We start from the raw sequence: 23,857 nt of genomic DNA, 5'->3' as shown, positions 1-23,857 counted from the left end.
AAAAAATATAATTGCTATGATATTTTTGAATTAAGATAAAACCAGATAAATAGCAAAAATCAGGACTCAGTAAAACTTAGGAATAAATTAATATTTAGTATATTTTTTGAGTCACATTTTTTGCTAAAAAACAGCAATATTTGATACAAGTTAAATTTTTCAAAAACTGATATTCATTACAACTTCAAATAAAAATAATAGAGAGAATGGGGGCAGAAGAAAAACCTGTTAATTTGCGCTCGGAGACGAATAATGGTATCGATGTCTACGACCGGCAAGGCCCACGAAGAGAACGTTCAACATCGGCTAACTATACAAACTGTAGAAATTGCCCCTAACACAACGGCGATTCGCTCTCTTGACTGGGATCGCGATCGCTTTGATATCGAATTCGGACTGCAAAACGGTACAACCTACAATTCATATCTAATTAGGGGCGAACAAACAGTTTTGATTGATACTTCTCACCAGAAGTTTCGCGATCTGTATTTAGAGACTCTCAAAGGTCTTGTTAACCCCAAAACAATTGATTACATAATTGTCAGCCACACAGAGCCAGACCATAGCGGCTTAGTAGAAGATGTCCTCCAGTTAGCTCCTAGAGCTACCGTCTTAGCCTCAAAAGTTGCACTTCAGTTTTTGGAAGGTTTGGTTCACGATCCTTTTTCCAAGCGGGTTGTGAAAACTGGCGATCGCATCGATATCGGCAAAGGGCACGAAATGGAATTCGTGAGTGCGCCGAACCTACACTGGCCGGATACAATCTTTAGCTTTGACCGCAAAACCCAAATTCTCTACACCTGTGATGCTTTTGGGATGCACTTCTGTGACGATCGCACCTTTGACGAAGATTTAGAAGCGATTGAAGCTGACTTTAGATTTTACTACGACTGCTTGATGGGCCCTAACGCTCGTTCGTTGCTGAATGCGATGAAGCGGATGGGCGATCTCGGAAAGATTAATATTATCGCCAATGGTCACGGCCCATTATTATACCATCATTTAGATGTTCTGACCGGATGCTACGAAAATTGGAGCCAAAAACAAGCTAAAGCAGAAACAACAGTTGGCTTGTTTTTCGTCTCAGAATATGGGTATGGCGAACGGCTGTCAATCCATCGTTTTTGGAGACACGACCTTCTTGGACAGTGCAGTATAAAATCCAGTGGTCGCTGCATTCCATGCTGGTCTGGATTTCACATTCCATGTATGCCAAAGCATCTGCCAGAATCGGCGAACCGTTTTTTGCGGTTTGAGTTTTCACTCCTGCAAAGCGGTCAGCACCGGGATGCAGGCGTTTGAGGAAGTGTTTCTTGAGTTCTTGAAAATTGCCTTCTTCCAAAACGTTGAGGACGAAGCGATCGCCTACTTGCATTAAGGAATCAATGGCGCGGTCTTTCGCAACGGCAATTGTGAATCCTAATGGTTGCAAACTCGCTTGCGTTACCCAGGATGCCAGCATTGCACTTGAGACGTTATCTTTTTTGGTGGTGACTATATATAGTCCGCTGCTAATGCGACCCAGCGCTTTTTCCATGTTGACATCAAGGGACTTAATTTGCTTGATGTTGCGATCGCGCACTAGCAATTGTCCGATGTCTTTACCCGCTTCTTCACACAACTGGAATGTTGAAGCTGTGGGAGCCTCTTTAATCCGAATGGGTGGGAAAGCTTCTTTGATGCCAGAGTCAAGAAATTGTCTGCGGAGTGTATCAATGGGTTCATCATCCCCACCGTAACATTCAAACAGCCCAAGAAATTGCTTGTTTTTGGCAACAGCTAGCACCGAACTGATACTAGCTTGGGCGGCGGCGGCGGTAGTCGAGGGCATACCGATAATGATTCCAGCTGCTCTCCCGGCTAGTTCTTGAATTTCTTGGCTCCCAGCAGTACTCAAATCTAGTACTTCTACGCCAACGCCAGTTTTCAGGATACCTTCAGCAATTGCGTGACCAAGGCGTTCGCCATACCCATATTCTGAGACGAAAAACAAGCCAACTGTTGTTTCTGCTTTAGCTTGTTTTTGGCTCCAATTTTCGTAGCATCCGGTCAGAACATCTAAATGATGGTATAATAATGGGCCGTGACCATTGGCGATAATATTAATCTTTCCGAGATCGCCCATCCGCTTCATCGCATTCAGCAACGAACGAGCGTTAGGGCCCATCAAGCAGTCGTAGTAAAATCTAAAGTCAGCTTCAATCGCTTCTAAATCTTCGTCAAAGGTGCGATCGTCACAGAAGTGCATCCCAAAAGCATCACAGGTGTAGAGAATTTGGGTTTTGCGGTCAAAGCTAAAGATTGTATCCGGCCAGTGTAGGTTCGGCGCACTCACGAATTCCATTTCGTGCCCTTTGCCGATATCGATGCGATCGCCAGTTTTCACAACCCGCTTGGAAAAAGGATCGTGAACCAAACCTTCCAAAAACTGAAGTGCAACTTTTGAGGCTAAGACGGTAGCTCTAGGAGCTAACTGGAGGACATCTTCTACTAAGCCGCTATGGTCTGGCTCTGTGTGGCTGACAATTATGTAATCAATTGTTTTGGGGTTAACAAGACCTTTGAGAGTCTCTAAATACAGATCGCGAAACTTCTGGTGAGAAGTATCAATCAAAACTGTTTGTTCGCCCCTAATTAGATATGAATTGTAGGTTGTACCGTTTTGCAGTCCGAATTCGATATCAAAGCGATCGCGATCCCAGTCAAGAGAGCGAATCGCCGTTGTGTTAGGGGCAATTTCTACAGTTTGTATAGTTAGCCGATGTTGAACGTTCTCTTCGTGGGCCTTGCCGGTCGTAGACATCGATACCATTATTCGTCTCCGAGCGCAAATTAACAGGTTTTTCTTCTGCCCCCATTCTCTCTATTATTTTTATTTGAAGTTGTAATGAATATCAGTTTTTGAAAAATTTAACTTGTATCAAATATTGCTGTTTTTTAGCAAAAAATGTGACTCAAAAAATATACTAAATATTAATTTATTCCTAAGTTTTACTGAGTCCTGATTTTTGCTATTTATCTGGTTTTATCTTAATTCAAAAATATCATAGCAATTATATTTTTTAACGAGAACAGCATAATTTAAACAATATTAGATTGCTGGTCTATCTACCAACTCTAAATTACTTGTAATGCTTAAGATTGTCAGAGAATATATTTTTCTACTTGAAAAATATACTTTTGTCAGATACTCCCTTAATTAGAAAAAGTAGGAAAGGTGGGAAAAGTAGGAAAGGTAGGAAAGGTAGGAAAAGTGGGAAAGGTAGGACAAACCTTATTAGACTTCCAAAAAGCATCGAATAGGCTGTTAACATTAGTTTATTCAATAGATATTCAATCTGTTGTTGTCTTAATCAAAAATATGGTACATGGAATATAAACTTTATGTAAAGTTGGTAAAACAGATATTTTTTTGGAGATAATCAAGTCAAATTTCCAGAGACTAGTTGAATAAAAAGGAACTAGGCTTGTATATCTTTTTCCGCTCATCCAAATGGAAACTAGGGTAAAAAGGATTTTTAAAGTTTCGATAAACCTACGTAAGCATAGGAATAATCTCAGGAATTTAATGATACAGTCCTTTATTATCGACTTTAAACATTAATCAAGATAACGCCAACAAATTTTTCTTGTCATAGCTATAAGCTAAAGCTTCAGGCTATCAGATAAGTTTGCCTATATAGCTTAATGTGTAATCTTGATGTGCCGAACTTTTTATAAAAATCCATTGTTGATGAAAAATTACAAACTTTGATAGTGTTCTCAAGCCAATACTGATCGTATTGCAGCCTTATAGACGCTGACATCCTTAATACTTGTAGTTCAGTTTTCTCGAATGTATGGTGAAATACCTAAGTAATTCAGTATACAGACGTAAATAGATACAAAAATGACAAAAATTGATTTTGTAAAAGGTTATTTTTTATGGGATGCCGATTAAAAGTGTTTCTCACAGAAGAGGAAAAGCTAACTTTAGAAGAGTTGAGAAAAGCCAAAGATGTTCCTCAACGTACTAAGGATCGTGCTCAAGTTTTACTGCTGAATACTCGTGGCTTAAAAAATGAGCAAATTGCAAAAGGCTTGAACTGGGCGATTTCAACAGTGCGTCAAACCCTTCATCGCTGGGAAAAAATGGGTTTAGCAGGTTTATGGGATGCTCCTGGTCGAGGAGGAAAACCCCGATACTCGGAATCGGATTTGGTTTATCTCGAAAATTGTTTAGCTCAAGAGTCAGAGACTTATAACTCTAAACAATTAGCAAAAAAACTCGCATCTGAGCGTCAAGTAAACTTGAGTGCAGATCGACTACGACGGGTACTGAAAAAAAGGGGAAGGAGGTTTGGAAGCGCACACAAACCCAGAAACAGCACAATTAGCTAAGGGACTTCCAAATTAAAAAATATCTAAAAATCTCATACAACAATCCTCTCTCTTCTTCATCTCTCCGTGTCCTCTGCGCCTCTGTGGTTCGTTTTCTTGGATACTTTATTTCTTGGAAATCCCTAATTAAACCATCTTGGACTCTAATCACTCGTTTCGTTTGAGATTTGAGATGCGATCGCTAAATCGTGGGTGACAATCACGATTACCTTCTTGACAAGTTCCTGCTTTTTGCAGAGATAGTGCGTGTTGTTGTTTTACTTCTATACAGGCTTAATCAATATCTTGTTGACGGGTTTTTGCTTGTTGCAGAGATAGTGCTTGTTGCGCTTCTTTATATTACTTGGGCTTAACTGAAGGGTATTGCTATATTAGCCGTTGAACTCAAGTTAGCTGTGCATTATAGAAAATTCTGATGGGAGTTTCCCATAAAACAAAGTCCACTTACACATCATAGTGTCAAGTGGACTTGTTACTATCTTTAGTGGATCCGAGCAGAGTCGAACTGCTGTCCAAATTGGGTATTAACCCCCCGCTCATTCACAGGTTTAGCCTTTCTAATCCTCAAGGCGGGAATCGTTCATTATCCCGAACGTAGGATGCTCTGATTTGATCTTAGCTAGCAAGCCAACCAGAGAACGCTTGCTAGAGCATCCGTTGGGGGTTGGTCTTCAGTCCTTAACGGAGTCAAACTAAAGACGCTCGAACCTATAAGAGGTGTTTTAGGCTGCTACTAGAGCATCCTTACGAGCAAAGCTAACGATGTTATTCGCATTTACTTTTTGTTTGAGCCTTGGATTTGCGAGAGGAGACTCACTCTCGACCTGAATCACAGAGCAGCGTTCGCCAACCTGTCGAAACCGTGACGGACCCATGCGCTTCATACTTCAATTATAATACGCAATTCTTGAAATGTGTTAATAGACATAATTAAAAGTCCCCAATACTAAAATAGCCAATTGCTAATCTTAAAATAATTAGCAATTGGCTATATATTACAACGCACTACAAATAAATAATTAGCTATACCCTAAGTTAGTGCTTCAGCACCGCCCACAACCTCAAGGAGTTCTTGAGTAATTGCAGCTTGTCGAGCTTTGTTGTAAGACAAGGTGAGGGTGTTAATTAGTTCACCAGCATTTTCACTGGCATTACTCATGGCTGTCATCCGCGCTGCTAGTTCACTAGCCGCCGATTCTTGCAGCGCCCGCAATAGCTGGTTACTCAGATACAGGGGCAATAGAGAATCGAGAATCTGCACTGGATCTTGCTCGAAGATCATGTCAGGAGCCAATGTGCGGGCTTGGCTAGTTACTTTCTCCCGTTCGACTTCAAATTTACCGCCGCGGGTTGTCAAGCGGAAGACTTCATCATCGGCTGCTTCTAGACCTTGGGGATCGAGGGGCAGTAGGGTTTGGATCACAGGACGGGAGCTAACTAAGGAAAGGAATCTGGTATAGATTAATTCGATGCGGTCAACTTCTTCCGAAAGGAACAAGGAAAGTAGTTGATCGGCAATCTGATTAGCTTCCGCTGCGGTGGGGATTTGTTCTAAGCCGCTGTAAGTAGCATCAATTGGCTGATCGCGGCGTTGAAAGTACTGTGTAGCTTTGCGCCCAACGATCACAAATTGATAGTTTAAACCTTCTGCCTTAATTTCTTTGGCGCGGTTTTCTGCACGACGGATAACGTTATTATTGTAGCCGCCGCATAGACCGCGATCGCCTGAAATAACCAACAACCCAACTGACTTAACTTGGCGTTTTTTCAGTAGTGGTAGGTTTGCTTCTTCAAAGCGCAGACGGCTTTGCAAACCATACAATACTTGTGCCAAGCGATCGGCAAAGGGGCGAGTTGCTAGCACTTGTTCTTGTGCCCGGCGCACTCTAGCCGCAGCTACGAGACGCATGGCTTCTGTGATTTTTTTGGTGTTTTTGACCGACTGAATGCGATCGCGTATTGCTTTTAGATTGGCCATATTCTTGAGTTAGGAGTTAGGAGTTAGGAGTTAGGAGTTAAGAGCTAGGAGTATTTCATTAACTTTTAACTCTTAACTCTTCACTCCTCACTTTAATTACGCTGTAGCTTTGAAGGTCTTCTTGTATTCGGTAAGCGCTTCCTTCAAAGCAGCTTCTTCTGCGTCACCTAGTGCTTTAGATGCTTGTACTCCTTGAGCATACTGGGTCTTGCCAGTCTTTAAATACTCACGTAGACCCGCGGTGAAGGTGGTTACTTGATTTACAGGTACATCATCTAAGTAACCATTAATACCAGCGTATAAAATTGCTACTTGCTCGTATACCGAGAGTGGCGAATTTTGTGGCTGCTTGAGGAGTTCGCGCAACCGTTGACCCCGTGCCAACTGGTCTTGAGTGGCTTTATCTAGGTCAGAAGCAAATTGAGCGAAAGCTTGCAGGTCGTCAAATTGGGCTAGTTCCAATTTAATCTTACCGGCAACTTTTTTCATTGCCTTGGTTTGAGCGGCAGAACCTACGCGGGATACTGAAATACCGGGGTTTACAGCGGGGCGGATACCAGCGTTAAACAAGTCAGAAGACAGGAATATCTGACCATCAGTAATGGAAATTACGTTGGTGGGGATGTATGCTGAAACGTCGCCAGCTTGGGTTTCGATAATTGGTAGGGCGGTCATACTGCCTTTACCTAATTCGTCACTCAGCTTTGCGGCTCTTTCTAACAAGCGGGAGTGGATGTAGAATACGTCTCCAGGGTAAGCTTCGCGTCCTGGTGGACGACGCAGCAGTAGGGACATTTGACGATAAGCTTGGGCTTGCTTGGAAAGGTCATCATAAATTACCAGGGTAGCTTTGCCTTTGTACATAAAGTACTCAGCAATAGTTGCGCCTGTGTAAGGAGCTAGGTATTGTAGGGTTGCTGGTTCACTGGCGCTAGCAAAGACGACGACGGTGTAATCCATCGCGCCTTTTTCTTGCAATGTTTGCACCACGTTAGCAACTGTGGAAGCCTTTTGACCGATCGCAACGTAGACACAAATTACATCTTCTTCTTTTTGGTTGATGATGGTGTCGATCGCGATCGCAGTTTTACCGGTTTGGCGATCGCCAATAATCAATTCCCGTTGACCACGACCAATGGGAATCATTGAGTCAATAGCTGTAATACCCGTTTGCATGGGTTCGTGTACAGACCGACGGGCAATGATACCTGGTGCTGGAGATTCAATCAAACGGCTTTCTGAGGACTTGATGTCTCCCTTACCATCGATGGGAAGACCCAAAGCGTTTACAACTCGTCCAATTAAGGCTTCTCCTACGGGTACTTGGGCAATTTTACCAGTAGCGGTTACAGAACTACCTTCTTGAATTTCCAGCCCTTCACCCATCAGCACCGCGCCCACGTTGTCTTCTTCTAAGTTCTGGGCGATGCCAATTGTGCCATCTTCAAATTCCAATAGTTCCCCAGACATAGCCTTTTCCAGACCATAAATCCGGGCAATACCATCACCAACTTGGAGAACAGTACCAACGTTAGCAACTTTGACCTCTTGATCGTATTGCTCGATTTGTTGTTGGATAATGCTACTAATTTCGTCAGGTCTAATTGATATGCTCATGTGTCTATCTTTTTTGCTTTCGAGACTGAATTCAGTGCTAAGTGCTGTACATGGATAGCGGGGCGTTTGTCCCGTGCTGAGTTAAAAAAGCAAAGGTTAAAAGTTAAAATAAATTACTATTTACTTAACTCCTAACAGACGCGATTAATCGCGTCTCTATTGTACAGACGCGATTAATCGCGTCTCTACTCTTAACTCCTAACTATTAGTTAAGCGCAATGAAAGGCGGCGCAACTGACCCCGGATACTAGCGTCAATTACCTGCGAGCCTACTTTAATGATCACACCACCAATTAACTCGCTGTCTACCCTGGTTTCTAGTTCTACCTGGCGAGCATTTGAGATGGCGATGACCTTTTGGATGATTGCCTGCTGTTGAGCTTCTGTGAGGGGAACGGCTGAAATTACTTCCGCTAATACGGTTTGATTCAGCTGCCGCAACAGCGCCAGATATTGTTGAAAAATATCTTCTAAGAATGCAATACGCCGCTTATCTACCAGTATCAGCAAAAAATTGCGTAAGTAGGGATTAGCGCCTTCACCGAGTATTTGTTTGATGAGAGCTTTTTTGTTCTCAGACTGAATAAACGGGTTGCTGAAGAAGTTGTGTAGCTGTTTATCTACCCTGAGCAGTCCCAGGAAAGTACGCGCATCTTCCCCGAACTCTTCGGTCAAGTTTTTCGATTGCGCTATTGACAAAAGTGCCTGTGCATAAGGTTGGGCTACTTCGGCTGAAGCTACTTGACTTGTCATACATTGCCTCCCAGTTGTGCGATGCTGCGGTCAATTAAACCTTGTTGAGCATCGTCGGCAATCCCGCTTTTGAGTTGCGATTCGACTTTTTGCAATGCTAGTGTAGCAACCCGTTGCCGCAGTTGAGCGATCGCTCGATCGGTTTCACTGTTTAAATCTGCTGCTGCTGTTTGTTTCAAGCGTTCTACGTCTTGCACTGCCTTCGCTAACAAGGCTTCTTTCGCTTTTTGAGCGTTTTCTGTTGCAGATTGGCGGATGCGTTCTGCCTCTGCCTGAGATTGCTTCAATTGCTCTTGCGCTTTTGAAAGGGCAGCCTTTGCCTCTTTTAAGCGCCCTTCTGCTTCCTGAATTGCAGTGGCAATATTGGATTGTCGCTCGTTCAGGATATTGCTTAAAACCTTACGTCCGAAGTAGAATAGTATGCCAATCAGAATCGCTAGATTAATCAGATTGGTTTCAAAAATGTCTAGGTTTAGACCGAAACCACCTTCTGCTGCGCCTTCTGCCAATTCAGAGTGAACAGCGTTCGCTTCTGCGGCAAGTAATAAGAATGTCCCCATGATACCCATTTACAAGTGCGCTGCTCGCTGCTAATACGTTGTATTTTCCCTGAAGGAAATTTAAGTATCTTTTCCCCGTAAGGAAATTAAGTATCTTTCCCCAGAAGGGGAAAAAGTGCCTTTTTTTGACACTTAAATTTTGCGCTCTGGACTAGTGGCCAGTTGCGCGTATGCTTTCACAGAACCAGTCTAGTTAGCTTATCTAACTGGAGTTGGCCCCAATAGTTTTTCTAGAATCTGCCTGCTTAAAGCATCAACTTGTTGCTCTAAGGTGCGAAAAGCTTCCTGCTTTTGTTGTTCTATTTCAACAGCAGCTTGTTCACGTTGAGTCTGAGCTTCCTTTTGGGCCTCAGCGATTTTCTCAGCAGTAATTTTCTTAGCTTCGAGTTGAGCTGCTTCTACAGTTGCTTGCGATTGTCTGCGAGCGTCTGCGAGTTGCTGTTCATACTCGGTAGCCAAGCGCTCGGCTTTAGCCAAGCTCTCCCGCGCTTCCAGGGTATTCGTTCGGATATAATTATCCCGATCGTCTAGTACCTTGGTCAGTGGTTTATAGAAAATTGCATTCAACAAAGCTGCTAATAGCAGGAATTGCAATGCCATGAAGGGCAAGGTAGCATCGAAATCAAACATTTGTCTCCTCTTTGGCTGGAGTAGCAGTTTTCGTGGCTAGCAACATCATCCAACCTTTCATATTTTAGAGACCCATAGCCAATAAGGGTCAACGGAATATTAGAACTATTAAGATATCCAAAAAGTTCCGATTGTAGAGGCGTGATGGTTCACGTCTCCACACTCAGAAAAACTTTCAGGTATTAGGCGAAGGGGTTAGCAAACAGCAATACCAGGGCAATCACTAGACCATAGATAGTCAAGGATTCCATGAAAGCCAAGGTTAATAGCAGAGTACCGCGAATTTTTCCTTCTGCTTCAGGTTGACGAGCAATACCTTCTACTGCTTGTCCAGCAGCATTTCCTTGACCGATACCAGGGCCAATTGCAGCTAAACCAATCGCTAAAGCAGCAGCGAGAACTGAAGCAGCCTGAACTAATGGATCCATGTTGATTTTCCTTGCTTTGATTACAAAACTAACAGACATTACGTTAACGACTAGAAACGTGGTTTTCACGCTGCACCGGGTTCTTTAAATCGCGCTTTGCGATGTTTTGAGCGAACATGCTCTGGGAACTGTGCTATCAACTGAGAAGTTTAATGCTCCTCATGTTCATCTCCGCCATGCCCCTCCATTGCCTCATGAATGTATGCTCCGGCGAGGGTGGCGAAAACCAGGGCTTGAATGGCACTGGTAAATAAGCCCAAGGCCATTACAGGCAGAGGTACAAATAGAGGAACTAGCAGCACCAGCACCGCTACTACCAATTCATCCGCCAAAATATTACCAAATAGCCGGAAGCTTAGGGAGAGGGGTTTGGTGAAATCTTCTAGAATTGCGATCGGCAACAAAATAGGTGTTGGCTCTATATATTTCTTAAAGTAGCCTAAACCCCGTTTGCTAAAACCTGCGTAAAAGTACGCCAAGGAGGTTAGCAATGCCAATGCAACAGTCGTATTGATGTCATTGGTGGGAGCTGCCAATTCGCCCGAAGGTAGCTTGATGAGCTTCCAGGGAATTAGCGCACCTGACCAGTTCGATACGAAAATAAACAAGAACAATGTGCCAATAAATGGCACCCAAGGGCGGTACTCTTTCTCACCAAGTTGGTTTTTGGCCAAATCACGAATAAATTCTAGGGCATATTCCATCAAATTTTGGATGCCCTGGGGAATTCTTTGTGCGTTGCGAGTCGCAGCTATTGAAGCCACTACTAGAATACTAATCACAAACCATGAGGTGAGAAAAACTTGCCCATGAATTTTAAGATTGCCCAACTGCCAGTAGAAATGATGTCCTACTTCTAATTCGGCGAGGGGAAAAGAATTAAAGGCGTTTAAGACACTAAGCATTTGCATTCTTCAAGCATTTTCCCCAACGAGCGAGGATGGGATTACTATCTTTGTGAGCCTGACTTTTTAAGAATCAGGAATGAACGCAATTTGCACCATATAGACGAGGAGCGTGGCTTTGTAAGTTAGAAATCCCAAAAAAATGGGGAGAATCTGTAGCTCACGCCATTGAGTTGCCACGATCATCACTCCCAAAAATACAGCAAAACGAGTTTTGCTCAGACTGGTTTTCTCACTACCAAGCTGCTCAACGTCTCTAGCCAACATTTTTAAGTAAACCACACCTGTACACGCCCCAATTAAATAATTTAGGGCAATGTTTAAGGAATAAAAAATCCACACAGAGATAAAAATAACCCCCGTCAAGACAAGCGTGATTACCAACAATCGCTGGAAGAGTTCATGGAACTCTTGCATGGAGTTACCTGATTCTGTGTCTCCAGAACCAGTTTTAGCATCTTGTTGCGTTGTCGGAGTGGGCGCAATTGATTCGTCTGACAAGCTCACGGGACTTGAAACCAGTACAGTTAAATATGATGACTGCACATTCAGTCAGCTGAATCATATCACGATGCGGTAACAATACTTTAGGAAAAAACAATTAACTTCTTGTCAACATCAGGCAGTAAGTATCGACAGACTAAAGCCTACAGCAATTTTACCAAGTCCACGTTGCCGGACTTGGTGAAAAAGTAAAGGTTTTATAGCCTATTTGTAAACTGAGGGCAGGCAAGATGCCCACCCGACAAGAGTCTTGGGTTGAATCTACCTCTCGATTAAATTATCTTGGCAGTTCGCAGACCGAACAGCAAACCTACAGATAAGCCAAAGAATAAACCCAAGAAGACGACATAAGATACAATTGCAAACATTTATTGCTCTCCAGAATACTTCCTAAATCTATTGAATCATTAGTTGTTGGGTATTGGGCATGGGGCATTGGGCATTGGGCATGGTACATAAGGGTAGAGGAGAAATAGTTACTACAACTTCTTTGCTGCTTGCCTGCTTCTTACCAATCCCCAATCCCCAATGCCCTATGCCCATTTCCTAGATTGCGATACAATACAGCCCACGGGCGCTTGTTTGGGGTTGGGCAATGACTTCTGTAATTAATGTAAATTTACCAGAGCAGTCTTATGAGATTGCGATCGCACCTTCGAGTTTAGACCAACTGGGTCAACAGATAGCCAGTCTTAATTTGGGCAAGAAGGTTTTGCTGGTTTCTAATCCGACGATTTTTAAGCATTTTGGCGAAAGAGCAATTACATCCTTAACATCTGCTGGATTTGAAGTCGCTAGCTGCACTCTACCACCTGGTGAACGCTACAAAACCCTCAATTCCATCCAAAAACTCTACGATGTAGCCTTGGAAAACCGCCTAGAACGTTCTTCTACGATGGTGGCTTTGGGCGGAGGTGTAATTGGCGATATGACTGGCTTTGCGGCCGCAACTTGGCTGCGCGGTATTAATGTTGTCCAAGTGCCTACCTCTTTGTTGGCGATGGTAGATTCAGCAATTGGTGGCAAAACTGGCGTGAATCATCCCCACGGTAAAAACTTAATTGGGGCATTCCATCAACCGCGTTTGGTTTTGATTGACCCAGATATGTTAAAAACTCTACCTATGCGAGAGTTTCGGGCAGGAATGGCAGAAGTTATTAAGTACGGTGTGATTTGGGATGCCGAATTGTTTACTCAGTTGGAAGCAAGTAAACGCCTCGACCAACTCCGCTATGTAAAACCTGACTTAATAACAAGCATATTAGCGCGCTCTTGTCAAGCAAAAGCTGATGTTGTTAGCAAAGATGAGAAAGAAGGCGGATTACGCGCAATTCTCAACTATGGACACACCATCGGCCATACAGTGGAAAGTTTGACTGGTTATCGTCTAGTAAATCATGGTGAAGCGGTGGCTATTGGTATGGTAGCAGCCGGTCAAATTGCTGTGGATTTAGGGCTGTGGCAAAAGGAAGACACAGAACGTCAAAATGCTTTAATTCAAAAAGCGGGTTTACCAACTCAGTTACCAAATGGGATAGATATTGAAGCAATTATTGAGGCGTTGCAATTAGATAAGAAAGTCAAAGCCGGGAAAGTGCGGTTTGTTTTACCAACAGAGATTGGTGTAGTAACAGTTACCGATGAAGTACCATCGGATATTATTCGCCAAGTGTTGCGAGGAATGTAAACAATTTGAAAAAGAATTCAAGAGTCAGGATTCAGGAGTCAGAATAAAAGTTAGTTGCTCTGTCCTTCAATTACGAATTAATGAGCCATGATACTCCAAGGAAAAAATCAATTAACTTTGCAAGAGTTACTAAATCTTCCACCAGAAGAGGGAGACATAACTTATGAGCTAGTTAATGGTCAAGCAATTCCTAAAATACAAGCAAAATTTTTTCACGCGAAACTTACCCGCGTTCTTCTCAATTTGATTGAGCAATCGTGTGAGGGGAAAGGATAAGTTTGCCCGGAATGGGCTGTTGCATTAACTCGTCGGGGACGAGATTGGATGCCAATTCCAGATATTTTATACATTTCTTATGAGCGTTTACCCGCCAACTGGGATGAAAACGAAGCTTGTCCTGTTCCTCCTGATTTGGTGATTGAGATTATTTCCCCAGGACAAACCTTTGGACAAATGGCGGCTAAAGCCAAAGACTATTTGGATGCTAAGGTGCTGCGGGTATGGGTATTAGATAGTAAAGCTAGAAGCATTAGTGTTTTTTATCCAGATGCAGCACCACAAACTTATATGGGAGAAGAACTACTCACAGATTCTTTGTTTGAAGGACTGCAATTTACTGTTGAGCAGGTGTTTCAAAAGGCGAAAATACCATTAGCTAGTGAATAGCACAATTATCTTGCTTTAAACATCCATCGAAATTTCAAGTGGTGGAAGGTTTGTCTAACTTTAACCAGTTGCTTGAGCAACTTATCTGGTTAATTTAGATAGTAGCTGTATTTAGGCTGTACTGTACTAATAGTTTAGCTGATTAATTCATCCATTTGTAGGAGGTAATTAGTAAGGGAATAGGTATACTTTGTTTATAATCAGACCAACACTAATATGGTTGGAAGCTGTATTCACGCAACACATGTATCAACTATGTTAAACCTAATATTCACCGGATGTATAAAAATAAAACCTTTGGTGCTTTCAACAGCTTTTTTACTGGCTGTACAGACTTCTGTCAATGCTGAACAAGCAGTTCCTAGTTTGACTCCAAGACAAGCTCAACATTTATCCCGTGACTTGGTTCCATATAATTCTCAAGAATTTTTTAGGCAAGGAAAAGATTCAATTGAGAGAGAAATTCAAATTCTTAATCAAAGGCAACAGCGCCCAATTAAACCTATTCTTAAGATTGATTCAGTACCGCAAAGCAAAAAACCACATACTCAGCAAAAACCCCAACGTTTTATCTAAGTAAGAATCATCACTCTTCTATGGCTTTTGCTTGTCCTGTTAATTCTTAAGCTGTAGCACGCACATAAGCTACATTCCGAGGCATCACAATCACTATGCTTTGCTTTTGGGTAACGGAGGTTTTGTATTTCCAATAAATTTTGTTTGTTGCAAAATTTTACAATCTTATTCGTCTAGCAAACTCATCAACACTTGAATTTCAACGTCTTGCTCTTGCGGCTCTGATAATTGAGACTGTAGCTTTAATAATTGACTCTGTAATTCTTCTGCTACATGAAGCATCTCAGACTCTTGTGCAATTTTTAGCTGATTTTCTTTAATTTTGATTTGTTTAAGTAAGTTATTTTCAACATGAATTGAGTTGTAATGTTGAACAATCATAGCTTTACATTTATTATCAATCTATGGAGTGCAATTAAATTTTCCACCTATGTATTATTCCACACTTTTGTCATTTTTTAAATATCTAGTGATTTAATCTTGATTTTTCATAGTTTTTAGCCTGTTGTCTTCTCAAAATTTTGGGAATATTGACTTCAGGTACTTCCAGTTAAAAAACATCTTATCTTAGGGGCGCACATCTGTGCGCCCCTAATACAAATGTACAAGTAACTTGGGATAATTTATTTTTTGTAAGTTCCTAATATAGAGGTTGCCATGCCAGATACTCGTGAGGGCGTATAGCTAGCTGTGCCAGTTTACCTCTGTAGTATATCTATATTTTGATAGGCTTTTACAAAAATGGAAATCATAAGATAAAATTGGTTGACTTAGGGCAAATTTTGAGACAACACACATTAACTTGTCTGTTATTTTCCAAGTCTTGTAGATATATTAAACATTATTTTTGTGAACAGTATGGACTTAAAGTTTATCAAGAAAAAGATTTATACCTTTGTAAAAATTATATCTACAGTGCTTATAACAAGTGCAATTGGATTGGAATCGTGGAATATTTATGCAGTAATAACTAATATTAATGTACCAAGCAGCCTTAATCCAATTTTTTGGATTGAGCGTTTTGCCATGATGAGCCATTTTATTGAGAGCATTATAGCAGCTTTTTATGCACCTTCAAGACAAAAGATGCCAATAAAATATGCTACTTATACTTTTTTTGTCGGCACAATTGGGTTGTTAGAATTATTTGGCCAGCAGGATGACTATTGACGCTTCTACGCCTTGAAGGTATGGGTTTTTGGATTAGGTTGGTTGGTAGGGTGCGTTATGCGATCGCACCCTAAGTACAAAGATTATTAAGTTATTAAATATACCCTAGTAAGCAAAAATCAGGTGCGGGAGTTTCCCAATGAATGTAGGTAACTAATGAATCTGGCACTCAGAAAGGAGTATAGTTTGTATAGTTAGCTTTTTGCTGAAATTTTAGTTTGACACTAAGGAATTAAAAAATGTCTACTGATACTGACATAGTTACTTACGTTGAAGAAAGCGAATTTGATGTTGTTTTAAATGGAAGTGAAGAGAAAGTTGTTGTTGTTGATTTTACTGCTACTTGGTGTGGCCCTTGTCGCTTAGTCAGTCCGTTAATGGATCAACTTGCTGAAGAATACAAAGGTCGTGCTAAAGTCGTTAAAGTAGACGTTGACAGCAATAAGCCCATTTTCAAAAAATACGGTCTTCGCAGTATTCCAGCAGTTTTAATTTTCAAAGATGGTATTTTAGCAGAAACCATTGTGGGAGTTTCTCCTTACGAAGACTTTAGCAATGCTGTTCAGAAGCTTCTTTAGATAATTCGTAATTCGTAATTCGTAGATAGCATCATTAAGAATTACGAATTATTTTCAGTATTTATTTTTCTCCTATAATGTGCTTGCAGTAAACCACTTGGATATTGTTTTGAGTTAATCAGCTCCAATTTTTCTTCAGGGGTAGGTGGTGGAAAAAGATATATGCCGCCACCTAAGATAGTTGGAATAGTTGAAATGATATATTCGTCAATCAAGCTGTGCTGAAGAAATGAATTGATTAATTTTCCGCCACCAACTAGCCAGATATTTTTAAAACCTTGAGCCTCTATATTAGCTAACGCTTGTTTTACTGGGTCAGAAACAAACACAACGTCCTCACGCTCGGATTGGAGATGACGCTGGGTGAATACGAAGGATTTTTTTGCTGGATAAGGCCATCGATCAAAACCCAGCCCTACTTCATACGTCTTGCTACCTAAGACGATCGCATCAATCGATTCGTAAAAATCAGTGTAACCGTAGTCTTCATCTTCTGTATCAAGGATTGATAGCCACTCAATTCCGCCATCGCTGCGAGCAATGTAGCCATCCAAACTAGCTGCAATGTAGAGTGTAACTTTCGTCATTGTGCTTGTGAATTTGGTAGTTTTCACTCAATGAGTGCAATCAATGAGTGCAAGCGATCGCAGGCTTATTTTTTCGACAGCATTTTAGCCTTTGTTGGTTTATATCACAAAACAGCGAACGCTTACCCAATTACTTACGTTTTTTGATTATGCGATTTAAACCGACCTGCAATAAATTCTCGCTGAGATAAATGCTTTGTATTGCGTTTGGTGACTCGCTCTCGCCACATCTTGAAACTAGATTCCTTCATTTCGCGCCTCATTAGGGCGATTACCTGTTTCTCCAACAGCCCAAACTGAGCCTCAATGGCATCAAAAGATGTTCTATCTTCCCATGCCATTTCAATGATGCGATCGATGGTTTGTGAATCGAGGTTAGGTAGCTTCATTTTTTTGCGGGCAATTGGTAAATTCGAGCTATATATTTATTTTACTTTTCATTTTGAAGAACCATTGTGTCTGCTGCACCCAGTTGCAGGGCATAGAGGTTGGCATAAACACCCCGCTGATTGACGAGTTCGGCGTGAGTACCTTGTTCTACAATTTGTCCTTGCTGAATTACTAAAACCCGATCTGCCTGCGTAACGGTACTGAGACGGTGGGCAATTACGAAACTGGTACGACCTTGGAGCAAACGAGCGATCGCACTTTGTACTAATGCTTCTGTGCGGGTGTCAATACTGCTGGTGGCTTCATCAAGAATCAGAATTTGGGGATTAATTAATACCGCACGAGCAATACTGATTAGTTGTCGCTGTCCTTGGCTCAGAGGCGCTCCCCGTTCACCTAATTGAGTTGTATAACCCTGTGGTAGTGAGGTAATGAACTCATGCACATTTGACAGTTGTGCAGCCGCTTCGATATCAGCTTGAGTGGCGTAAGGAGCGCCAAAAGCTATATTTTCGGCAACGGTACCGGTGAACAAAATATTATCTTGCAGGACGATGCCAATTTGACGGCGCAGACTTGCTTGAGTCACGCTACGCACATCAATATTATCAATTTTCACTGCACCGCTTGATACATCATAGAAGCGCAAAATCAAGTTAATAATTGTACTTTTTCCCGAACCGGTTGGCCCGACTAATGCAACCATCTGTCCTGGATAGGCGTGTAAATTCACGCCTTTGAGAACCAGTTGATCTGGATTGTAGCCAAATTTGACATTCTCAAATGTCACCTCACCTTGAATAGGCGGCATTTCTGTGGCATCGGGTGCATCTTTGAGTTCTGACGGTTCATCTAATAATAAAAATATTCGCTCTAATCCGGCGAAAGCAGATTGAGCTTGGGTATAAAACTGGCTGAGAATTTGGATCGGGCGGAAGAACTGCTGGACGTAAAGTAAAAAGGATGTCACTACACCCACCGTTGCAGATCCTGTTACCGCCAGATAACCGCCATAGGCTAGCACACCTGCGGTTGCTAGTGTGTTGAGAAAATCGATAGAGGGCAAAAAGGCTGAAGTAATTGCCACAGCTTCAACGTTGGCATCTCTATTGGCGGCGTTAAGAACGTCGAATTCTGCGATATTCATCTGTACGCGATTAAATGCTTGTGCTTCTCGCACGCTGCCAATATCTTCTTCTAATTTGGCGGAAAGTTCCCCAATGGTTTGTCGGGTGACGCGAAATCTGACTCTTGCCCAACGTGCAAATAAGCTTGTGGTAAAAATCATTAGTGGCACAACTAGGTTGCTCAACAAACCAAGTTGCAGGTTGATTGAGAGCATGGCAATTACAATGCCCACCAAACTGAAAGTGTTACCCAGCATTTGGGCGATCGTCAGTCCAAATGCTTGATTCACGGTGTTGACATCATTCAGCAATCGGCTCATTAAATCGCCTGCTTCGCTGCGATCGAAAAAGCTAAGTGGCAGACTTTGGATTTTAATGAAAATATCTTGCCTCAGTTGAGCCAGCAATCGCTGCATAATCCAGCCGACTCGAATAATTTGACCCCGAATTGCTAAGACACCAAGTCCATAGTTCAGCCCTAGTAGCCCTAATAACACCAGCAGTCCTTGTAAATCCCCTTGTGCAATCAGATGATCGATCGACCAGCCGAGAAAGAATGGCCCAACTGACTGAGTTATGGCACCAATTAATACTAATGTCAGGGCGATGGGAATTTCTTTGCGATAGAGTAGCACATATTGTAAAAAGCGCCGCAGGGTAGAAAGTTGCTGACTTACGTTTTCCTCGGATGCAACAACGGGAATAGTGCCTCTCATTTTTTCTCCTTCGGCTTTACCTGAGATTCCAAAATCACACCGTACAGTGGACTGGTTTGCATCAATTCCTCGTGAGTGCCTTGTGCTACCAAGTGTCCTTTGTCCATGAGAAAAATGCGATCGGCATTCTGGACGGTGCTAATGCGTTGAGCTACTACAAAGGTTGTACAAGCTTTCTGGCGCATTAAATGATCTAGTTCGGCTTGAATTTGGGCGGCGGTTTTGGCATCTACAGCCGAGGTACTATCATCCAAAATCAGAATGCTGTAATCGGTTAGTAAGGTACGAGCGATCGCAATTCGTTGTTTTTGTCCACCAGATAAGCCTACGCCCCGTTCACCCACAATCGTCTCGTAGCCATTGGCTAGACCGCTAATAAAATCGTGCATTTGGGCGGTTTTTGCAACTTCAATCACTTGCTCTAAGGTGGCATCAGGTTTGGCGTAGGCAATATTTTCGCGGATTGTGCCTGAGAAGAGGGTGGTTTCCTGAAAGACAATACCAATATGCGATCTGAGGCTTTTGAGTGTGAAACTTTTTATATCTCGTCCGTCAATGCGAACTGCTCCCTTGGTGACATCGTAAAAGCGGGGAATCAAGTTCATAATTGTGCTTTTTCCCGAACCGGTCATTCCGAGAACAGCGATTAGCTCGTTAGGCTTGGTTTCAAAGGATACTTCTTTCAGAGTTTCGGTTGTCGCTCCAGGATAGCGAAAGGAAACATTTTCAAAGGTAATTCTACCACCGCAGCTGTCAAAGGGGACAGCACCAGGGCAATCGTGAATTTCTACCTCTGCATCCACAACTTCATAGACTCGTTCGGCGGAAGCAGCTGCTTGAGCGATCGCGGGTGCTGCAAATCCAATCAACAAAATCGGTTGGAGTATCAACGCTAGGTAGGAGTTAAACGCCACTAGTTCGCCAATGGAGAATCTACCCCCAATTACCTCCGCTCCCCCGTAGGCGAAAACTGCCAGTGTGACTAAATTACTCAGCAAGAATATCAAGGGGAAGGTATCACGGATGGCGCTAATGGTCTTCATGTTTGCCTTGACTAGGCCATCATTCAGAGTTGTGTAACGCGACCTTTCGGTTGACTCCCGCACAAAGGCTTTTACTACGCGGATTCCTAGCAAGTTCTCTTGCAATATAGCATTGAGGTTGCTCAGTTGCTCTTGTACTTGCCGAAAAAGTTTGTTATTTCGGCTGACAAATCGTACCATTAACCATGCGGTTATGGGCACTGCTGTTAGGCTAATCAGTGCTAATTGCCAGTTCATCACCAGCAAAACCACCGAAATACTCACCAATGTCACAACTGAACTGACGACCTGAATTAAACTAGTACCAACAAAGGTACGAATTTGTTCAATGTCGCTGGTGACACGGGTTAGTAGTTGGGAAGTCTGCGCCTGGTCATGAAAGCTGAAACTGAGATTTTGAATCTTGCTGAAAATTTTGTTTCGCAGGTCATAAGCAACACCCTGAGATGCCGCTTCTGCTAGATAGCTTTGGCCAAAGTTAAATACACCACGAGCGATCGCGGCAACTACCATCCAAGCGGCACTATATAGCACAATTTGGAGGTTTTTTTGCGTGATGCCTTCATCGATTCCCCACCGAAATAATTGTGGGGTGACAGCGTTGGCGATCGTCAACAGCAACAGGCTGACTAATGCTCCCAGTGAAGTCCACCGGTAAGTGCTCAAACTCTTAAGCACACGCTGGGTTGACTTTATCGACGAAGTTTCCTGGAGTTCTGCTTGTTGAACCAATGGTATTTACCCCTCTATCTTTGGAAAATTATCTCCTATTTTTGATTGTAAAAAACCAATTGGCTAGTCCATCAAGGGTGTTAGTATTATCACACTCCCCAGACTTTGATAGTAGCATCGTTAGCAAAGTAACTACTAACGTCACTGGAACTGACAATAGTTTGGCCATCTGGGCTGATAGCAATGTCTACAATTCGAGATGAATGACCTTCCAGTATGCAAAGTTTTTCACCCGTTTGTAAATCCCACACAATGATTGTATTGTCTGCACCTCCACTAACTATAACTTTAGCCTCTGTGCTGAAAGTCACAGGTGCGGAGCCTTGAAGTGTATGTATTTTTTCTCCTCTAATTAAATCCCATAAAATGATAGTATTAATTCTATTATCCTCCCCTCCACTTGCAAGAATATTGGCTTGGGGGCTTAGGAAAATAGGTTGATAACCGTGAATAAGTCGATGACCTTGGAAAATATGAATTATCTTCTTTGTTTGTAAATTCCACACTTTGATGCTGGCATCCACACTGCAAGTAACAAGAGTTTTTCCATCTTGGCTTAAGGTAGGAAAAAAAGTTTTATCCGATTTACTAAGAGGCACATTAAATGTATCAATTCGTTCACCAGTTTGTAAATCCCACATTTTAAGAACTATGTCATAAAAACCACGTGCATCCTTAAAGTGACAATACATAATAGTGATATACTGCTCTGAGGGGTTGATTATCAGGTCACTCTCTTCACCTGTATTATGTCCGTATATTGTACTAACTAGCTGACCTGTCTGTAAATTCCAGATTTTAACAGGGTGTTCAGAGTCAGAGTAGTCATCACGATCGCGACGATAAAGATAGATGGTTGTTTTATTCAGCAAATTGGTAGCGAAAGAGCCAGCGTAATTCCCTTTTAAAGTGCGAATTATCTCGTCTGTTTGTATGTCCCATACACTTACTATACCTTCAGATGCAAGGAGAAGGGTTTGCGTATCAGGGATGAAAGCGATATTAACATAATCAGTAACATCATCATTTGGTAAATCGATATCCAAAGTGCGTATTAGCTGACCTGTTCTTAAATCCCAAAGGTTGCATTTTCCATTATCAACACTTACTAGAGTTTTCCAATCTGAACTGATTGAAAAACACAAAGACATTCCAGTTTCCCCATTCCATGTATGAAGACATTTAAAAAATTCATAGGGTATATATTCTTGTAATATCTCTTTTGCTGACAACTCTGTACTTTCTTGAAGTAGAAAATAGGCAGCTTCCCTCACTTCTCTTGAAGAGTCATGCAACGAATGAATAATTATTTCTAAGCCAGCTTGGCCATATTCAAAAGCATCCAGAAGAGCATCAATTTTTTGCTCAATCCTTCCATGCACCATCAACTGGTTAATTCTTTCAAGTTCTCCCAAAACTACATCGTCTGCTGGGATTTTATAATGACCGCACAGAGATACATCATGCTCTTTTGGCTCTTGGGAATTATCTACCATAATGTAAGTAGGCAGACATAATTAAATCTAATATGTAATTGCGAAGAGGAACGACGTTCGCGGAGCTTTCCCGTTAGCATAGCATCTCCGCCAAAAGAAGAGTAGCAAGGTTTATGTTGTTTTTGATTAAATTCTGTATGACTTGCGGCAAATTATTTGTGATGAAAATTCCAAGTTTTGGGACAGTAGCATGGGAGAATACATTTCTAGCAAGCATTGCGGCTAATCAATTTCAAGACCGAAGAAAACCAAAGAACAAGAATAATGGCTCAAAATTTTCATAGCGATTCCCAACTTCCCTTAGATATTTTACCTGCTATCAGTCGCACAGCAAAGCCAAGTTCTGAGTTCTACTCTCTTTTTTCTGAAGAAGAAGTTTTAGGGATAATTCATGCATTAGAAGTCAAACGAGAAATTCCTCTCAAGTATTCTTATAAAGGGAGAGGTGCAAAAATTTGGAACGATTTTTATCTGAAATATGCTATTCCTAGATGGTATGGAAGAGCAAATGTAGAAATTGACCTTTTAAAAGATAATTTTAAATACCTGAATGATAATATAAAAACTGGTGATAGAGTAAATATTATAGACGTTGGCGCAGGTAATTCCTATCCAGTTAAAAACTTTGTTCGCGGACTAAACAAATTAGGAAAGATTAATAAATATATTGCTTTAGACATTAGTACAGAATTGCTTCATGTCTCCAAAAGCAATTTTAGAAAATGGTTTCCACTAGTCGAGTTTATCAGTTCCACAATTGACATAGAAAGTAGTTGTGTACCCAAAAGTTTATTCCAAAATCAAGCTAGCCTTGAAATTGACGACACAGCAAAAATATTTTTACACTTAGGAGTTACCATTGGAAATCATCAAAATAGAGATGAGGTGTTGAAAAACTTTAGAGATAGTATGGGAAAAAATGATCTTTTAGTATTTACTAACGAAACTGGTTCTAACTCTACATGGGATGGAATAGTTAGAGGTGGCTGCAAATATCATGTAGAAGAAGTATATGGATGGGTTAAAAAGAAGATTGGGATTAAATCTGAAGATTGTGAACTAGTGAGAAAATACGATTTAAAAACAGATAGTATTGTTGCTAATCTGAAACTACGTCATGATTACACTATAAATTTTAGTCGGATGGGTATAGATAAAAATATTGAAATCTCTAAAGGTGAAGAGATTACTATTTGGCGGCATCACAAGTATGAAATCCCTAAACTGTTGCAAGAGCTAGAACGTTCTGGACTACAACTTCTTCACTATACTACTAACAAATACAAATCACATATTATGGTGATTTGTAAGGTTGCTACTAACTAAGTTCTTCA

At 41.6% G+C, this 23,857-nt stretch carries 22 protein-coding genes, 1 other RNA gene and 2 pseudogenes; 8 read left to right on the top strand and 17 right to left on the bottom strand.

Going from position 1 to position 23,857, the window contains the following annotated elements; genetic code table 11:
* Positions 1-252: 252 nt before the first annotated feature.
* A pseudogene (locus CDG76_RS22555) lies at positions 253-972 on the top strand (FprA family A-type flavoprotein); the annotation flags it as partial.
* A gap of 76 nt (positions 973-1,048) precedes the next feature.
* Here the strand turns inward: CDG76_RS22555 and CDG76_RS22550 are convergent.
* Entirely contained in the window at positions 1,049-2,812 is a 1,764-nt protein-coding gene (locus tag CDG76_RS22550) for a diflavin flavoprotein (RefSeq protein ID WP_094351167.1), read from the bottom strand.
* Positions 2,813-3,924: 1,112 nt separating this feature from the next.
* Here CDG76_RS22550 and CDG76_RS22545 point away from each other — a divergent pair.
* Positions 3,925-4,380 carry a helix-turn-helix domain-containing protein gene (locus CDG76_RS22545; RefSeq protein ID WP_094351166.1) on the top strand — a complete coding sequence of 152 codons (456 nt, stop codon included), beginning with the start codon at positions 3,925-3,927 and terminating at the stop codon, positions 4,378-4,380.
* A 482-nt stretch (positions 4,381-4,862) separates the two neighbouring features.
* Here CDG76_RS22545 and ssrA read toward each other — a convergent pair.
* The 10 genes from ssrA to petL all read right to left on the bottom strand — a co-directional run bounded on the left by ssrA (position 4,863) and on the right by petL (position 12,123).
* Positions 4,863-5,253: a transfer-messenger RNA gene (gene ssrA, locus CDG76_RS22540) on the bottom strand.
* Positions 5,254-5,410: 157 nt separating this feature from the next.
* Positions 5,411-6,358, bottom strand: coding sequence for a F0F1 ATP synthase subunit gamma (locus CDG76_RS22535; protein WP_094351165.1), 948 nt, complete (start codon positions 6,356-6,358; stop codon positions 5,411-5,413).
* A gap of 96 nt (positions 6,359-6,454) precedes the next feature.
* Positions 6,455-7,975, bottom strand: coding sequence for a F0F1 ATP synthase subunit alpha (gene atpA, locus CDG76_RS22530; RefSeq protein ID WP_094351164.1), 1,521 nt, complete (start codon positions 7,973-7,975; stop codon positions 6,455-6,457).
* Between the two features lie 198 nt (positions 7,976-8,173).
* A complete protein-coding gene (atpH, locus tag CDG76_RS22525; protein WP_094351163.1) occupies positions 8,174-8,728 on the bottom strand; it encodes an ATP synthase F1 subunit delta in 555 nt (184 codons plus the stop codon).
* Positions 8,725-9,297: a F0F1 ATP synthase subunit B gene (locus CDG76_RS22520; RefSeq protein ID WP_094351162.1), complete on the bottom strand. Its 573-nt coding sequence runs from the start codon at positions 9,295-9,297 to the stop codon at positions 8,725-8,727. Before CDG76_RS22520 ends, atpH begins: the two co-directional genes overlap by 4 nt.
* A gap of 189 nt (positions 9,298-9,486) precedes the next feature.
* Positions 9,487-9,918: a F0F1 ATP synthase subunit B' gene (locus CDG76_RS22515; RefSeq protein WP_094351161.1), complete on the bottom strand. Its 432-nt coding sequence runs from the start codon at positions 9,916-9,918 to the stop codon at positions 9,487-9,489.
* Positions 9,919-10,100: 182 nt separating this feature from the next.
* Complete coding sequence (gene atpE / locus CDG76_RS22510) at positions 10,101-10,346, bottom strand: ATP synthase F0 subunit C (RefSeq protein ID WP_013192016.1); 246 nt, start codon at positions 10,344-10,346, stop codon at positions 10,101-10,103.
* 149 nt (positions 10,347-10,495) lie between these two features.
* The gene (atpB, locus tag CDG76_RS22505) at positions 10,496-11,257 is read right to left on the bottom strand and encodes a F0F1 ATP synthase subunit A (RefSeq protein ID WP_181154192.1); all 762 of its coding nucleotides are present in this window, start codon (positions 11,255-11,257) and stop codon (positions 10,496-10,498) included.
* Between the two features lie 60 nt (positions 11,258-11,317).
* Positions 11,318-11,758, bottom strand: coding sequence for an ATP synthase subunit I (locus tag CDG76_RS22500; protein WP_094351160.1), 441 nt, complete (start codon positions 11,756-11,758; stop codon positions 11,318-11,320).
* A 269-nt stretch (positions 11,759-12,027) separates the two neighbouring features.
* Positions 12,028-12,123, bottom strand: a complete 96-nt coding sequence (petL, locus tag CDG76_RS22495) for a cytochrome b6-f complex subunit PetL (protein WP_084227316.1) — start codon at positions 12,121-12,123, stop codon at positions 12,028-12,030.
* 227 nt (positions 12,124-12,350) lie between these two features.
* Here petL and aroB point away from each other — a divergent pair, with 227 nt between their 5' ends.
* From aroB to CDG76_RS22480, 3 genes and pseudogenes are all read left to right on the top strand, one after another.
* Positions 12,351-13,442, top strand: coding sequence for a 3-dehydroquinate synthase (gene aroB, locus CDG76_RS22490; protein ID WP_094351159.1), 1,092 nt, complete (start codon positions 12,351-12,353; stop codon positions 13,440-13,442).
* Positions 13,443-13,529: 87 nt separating this feature from the next.
* Positions 13,530-14,108 (top strand): annotated as a pseudogene (locus tag CDG76_RS22485) (Uma2 family endonuclease).
* A gap of 255 nt (positions 14,109-14,363) precedes the next feature.
* Entirely contained in the window at positions 14,364-14,684 is a 321-nt protein-coding gene (locus CDG76_RS22480; protein ID WP_094351158.1) for a hypothetical protein, read from the top strand.
* 165 nt (positions 14,685-14,849) lie between these two features.
* Here the strand turns inward: CDG76_RS22480 and CDG76_RS22475 are convergent, their stop codons facing one another.
* The gene (locus tag CDG76_RS22475; RefSeq protein WP_094351157.1) at positions 14,850-15,065 is read right to left on the bottom strand and encodes a hypothetical protein; all 216 of its coding nucleotides are present in this window, start codon (positions 15,063-15,065) and stop codon (positions 14,850-14,852) included.
* Positions 15,066-15,542: 477 nt separating this feature from the next.
* On the opposite strand from CDG76_RS22475, the gene CDG76_RS22470 reads away from it, so the two are divergent.
* Positions 15,543-15,854 (top strand): hypothetical protein, encoded by a 312-nt coding sequence (locus CDG76_RS22470; protein WP_094351156.1) that lies wholly within the window; start codon positions 15,543-15,545, stop codon positions 15,852-15,854.
* A 239-nt stretch (positions 15,855-16,093) separates the two neighbouring features.
* The gene (gene trxA, locus CDG76_RS22465; protein WP_094351155.1) at positions 16,094-16,432 is read left to right on the top strand and encodes a thioredoxin; all 339 of its coding nucleotides are present in this window, start codon (positions 16,094-16,096) and stop codon (positions 16,430-16,432) included.
* Positions 16,433-16,473: 41 nt separating this feature from the next.
* On the opposite strand, the gene CDG76_RS22460 is transcribed toward trxA, so the two are convergent.
* From CDG76_RS22460 to CDG76_RS22440, 5 genes are all read right to left on the bottom strand, one after another.
* Positions 16,474-17,019 carry a dihydrofolate reductase family protein gene (locus tag CDG76_RS22460; RefSeq protein WP_094351154.1) on the bottom strand — a complete coding sequence of 182 codons (546 nt, stop codon included), beginning with the start codon at positions 17,017-17,019 and terminating at the stop codon, positions 16,474-16,476.
* 134 nt (positions 17,020-17,153) lie between these two features.
* The gene (locus CDG76_RS22455; RefSeq protein WP_094351153.1) at positions 17,154-17,408 is read right to left on the bottom strand and encodes a TIGR03643 family protein; all 255 of its coding nucleotides are present in this window, start codon (positions 17,406-17,408) and stop codon (positions 17,154-17,156) included.
* 41 nt (positions 17,409-17,449) lie between these two features.
* Positions 17,450-19,252 carry an ABC transporter ATP-binding protein gene (locus tag CDG76_RS22450; RefSeq protein ID WP_094351152.1) on the bottom strand — a complete coding sequence of 601 codons (1,803 nt, stop codon included), beginning with the start codon at positions 19,250-19,252 and terminating at the stop codon, positions 17,450-17,452.
* Positions 19,249-21,027 (bottom strand): ABC transporter ATP-binding protein, encoded by a 1,779-nt coding sequence (locus CDG76_RS22445; RefSeq protein ID WP_094351151.1) that lies wholly within the window; start codon positions 21,025-21,027, stop codon positions 19,249-19,251. The genes CDG76_RS22450 and CDG76_RS22445 overlap by 4 nt, the downstream gene beginning before the upstream one ends.
* An 89-nt stretch (positions 21,028-21,116) precedes the next feature.
* Positions 21,117-22,523 (bottom strand): WD40 repeat domain-containing protein, encoded by a 1,407-nt coding sequence (locus tag CDG76_RS22440; protein ID WP_094351150.1) that lies wholly within the window; start codon positions 22,521-22,523, stop codon positions 21,117-21,119.
* Between the two features lie 264 nt (positions 22,524-22,787).
* On the opposite strand from CDG76_RS22440, the gene CDG76_RS22435 reads away from it, so the two are divergent.
* Positions 22,788-23,849, top strand: coding sequence for an L-histidine N(alpha)-methyltransferase (locus CDG76_RS22435; protein ID WP_190240941.1), 1,062 nt, complete (start codon positions 22,788-22,790; stop codon positions 23,847-23,849).
* The last annotated feature ends 8 nt before the right edge of the window (positions 23,850-23,857 follow it).

The organism is Nostoc sp. 'Peltigera membranacea cyanobiont' 210A (genome assembly GCF_002246015.1).
GTDB lineage: Bacteria > Cyanobacteriota > Cyanobacteriia > Cyanobacteriales > Nostocaceae > Nostoc.
This window is presented reverse-complemented; position numbering and strand designations above follow the sequence as displayed.

Coding starts and splice junctions, on each gene's coding strand:
- CDG76_RS22550 (WP_094351167.1), bottom strand. CDS start 2,812: ATGGTATCGATGTCTACGACCGGCAAGGCCCACGAAGAGAACGTTCAA.
- CDG76_RS22545 (WP_094351166.1), top strand. CDS start 3,925: ATGGGATGCCGATTAAAAGTGTTTCTCACAGAAGAGGAAAAGCTAACT.
- CDG76_RS22535 (WP_094351165.1), bottom strand. CDS start 6,358: ATGGCCAATCTAAAAGCAATACGCGATCGCATTCAGTCGGTCAAAAAC.
- atpA (WP_094351164.1), bottom strand. CDS start 7,975: ATGAGCATATCAATTAGACCTGACGAAATTAGTAGCATTATCCAACAA.
- atpH (WP_094351163.1), bottom strand. CDS start 8,728: ATGACAAGTCAAGTAGCTTCAGCCGAAGTAGCCCAACCTTATGCACAG.
- CDG76_RS22520 (WP_094351162.1), bottom strand. CDS start 9,297: ATGGGTATCATGGGGACATTCTTATTACTTGCCGCAGAAGCGAACGCT.
- CDG76_RS22515 (WP_094351161.1), bottom strand. CDS start 9,918: ATGTTTGATTTCGATGCTACCTTGCCCTTCATGGCATTGCAATTCCTG.
- atpE (WP_013192016.1), bottom strand. CDS start 10,346: ATGGATCCATTAGTTCAGGCTGCTTCAGTTCTCGCTGCTGCTTTAGCG.
- atpB (WP_181154192.1), bottom strand. CDS start 11,257: ATGCAAATGCTTAGTGTCTTAAACGCCTTTAATTCTTTTCCCCTCGCC.
- petL (WP_084227316.1), bottom strand. CDS start 12,123: ATGTTTGCAATTGTATCTTATGTCGTCTTCTTGGGTTTATTCTTTGGC.
- aroB (WP_094351159.1), top strand. CDS start 12,351: ATGACTTCTGTAATTAATGTAAATTTACCAGAGCAGTCTTATGAGATT.
- CDG76_RS22480 (WP_094351158.1), top strand. CDS start 14,364: ATGTTAAACCTAATATTCACCGGATGTATAAAAATAAAACCTTTGGTG.
- CDG76_RS22475 (WP_094351157.1), bottom strand. CDS start 15,065: ATGATTGTTCAACATTACAACTCAATTCATGTTGAAAATAACTTACTT.
- CDG76_RS22470 (WP_094351156.1), top strand. CDS start 15,543: ATGGACTTAAAGTTTATCAAGAAAAAGATTTATACCTTTGTAAAAATT.
- trxA (WP_094351155.1), top strand. CDS start 16,094: ATGTCTACTGATACTGACATAGTTACTTACGTTGAAGAAAGCGAATTT.
- CDG76_RS22460 (WP_094351154.1), bottom strand. CDS start 17,019: ATGACGAAAGTTACACTCTACATTGCAGCTAGTTTGGATGGCTACATT.
- CDG76_RS22455 (WP_094351153.1), bottom strand. CDS start 17,408: ATGAAGCTACCTAACCTCGATTCACAAACCATCGATCGCATCATTGAA.
- CDG76_RS22450 (WP_094351152.1), bottom strand. CDS start 19,252: ATGAGAGGCACTATTCCCGTTGTTGCATCCGAGGAAAACGTAAGTCAG.
- CDG76_RS22440 (WP_094351150.1), bottom strand. CDS start 22,523: ATGGTAGATAATTCCCAAGAGCCAAAAGAGCATGATGTATCTCTGTGC.
- CDG76_RS22435 (WP_190240941.1), top strand. CDS start 22,788: ATGGCTCAAAATTTTCATAGCGATTCCCAACTTCCCTTAGATATTTTA.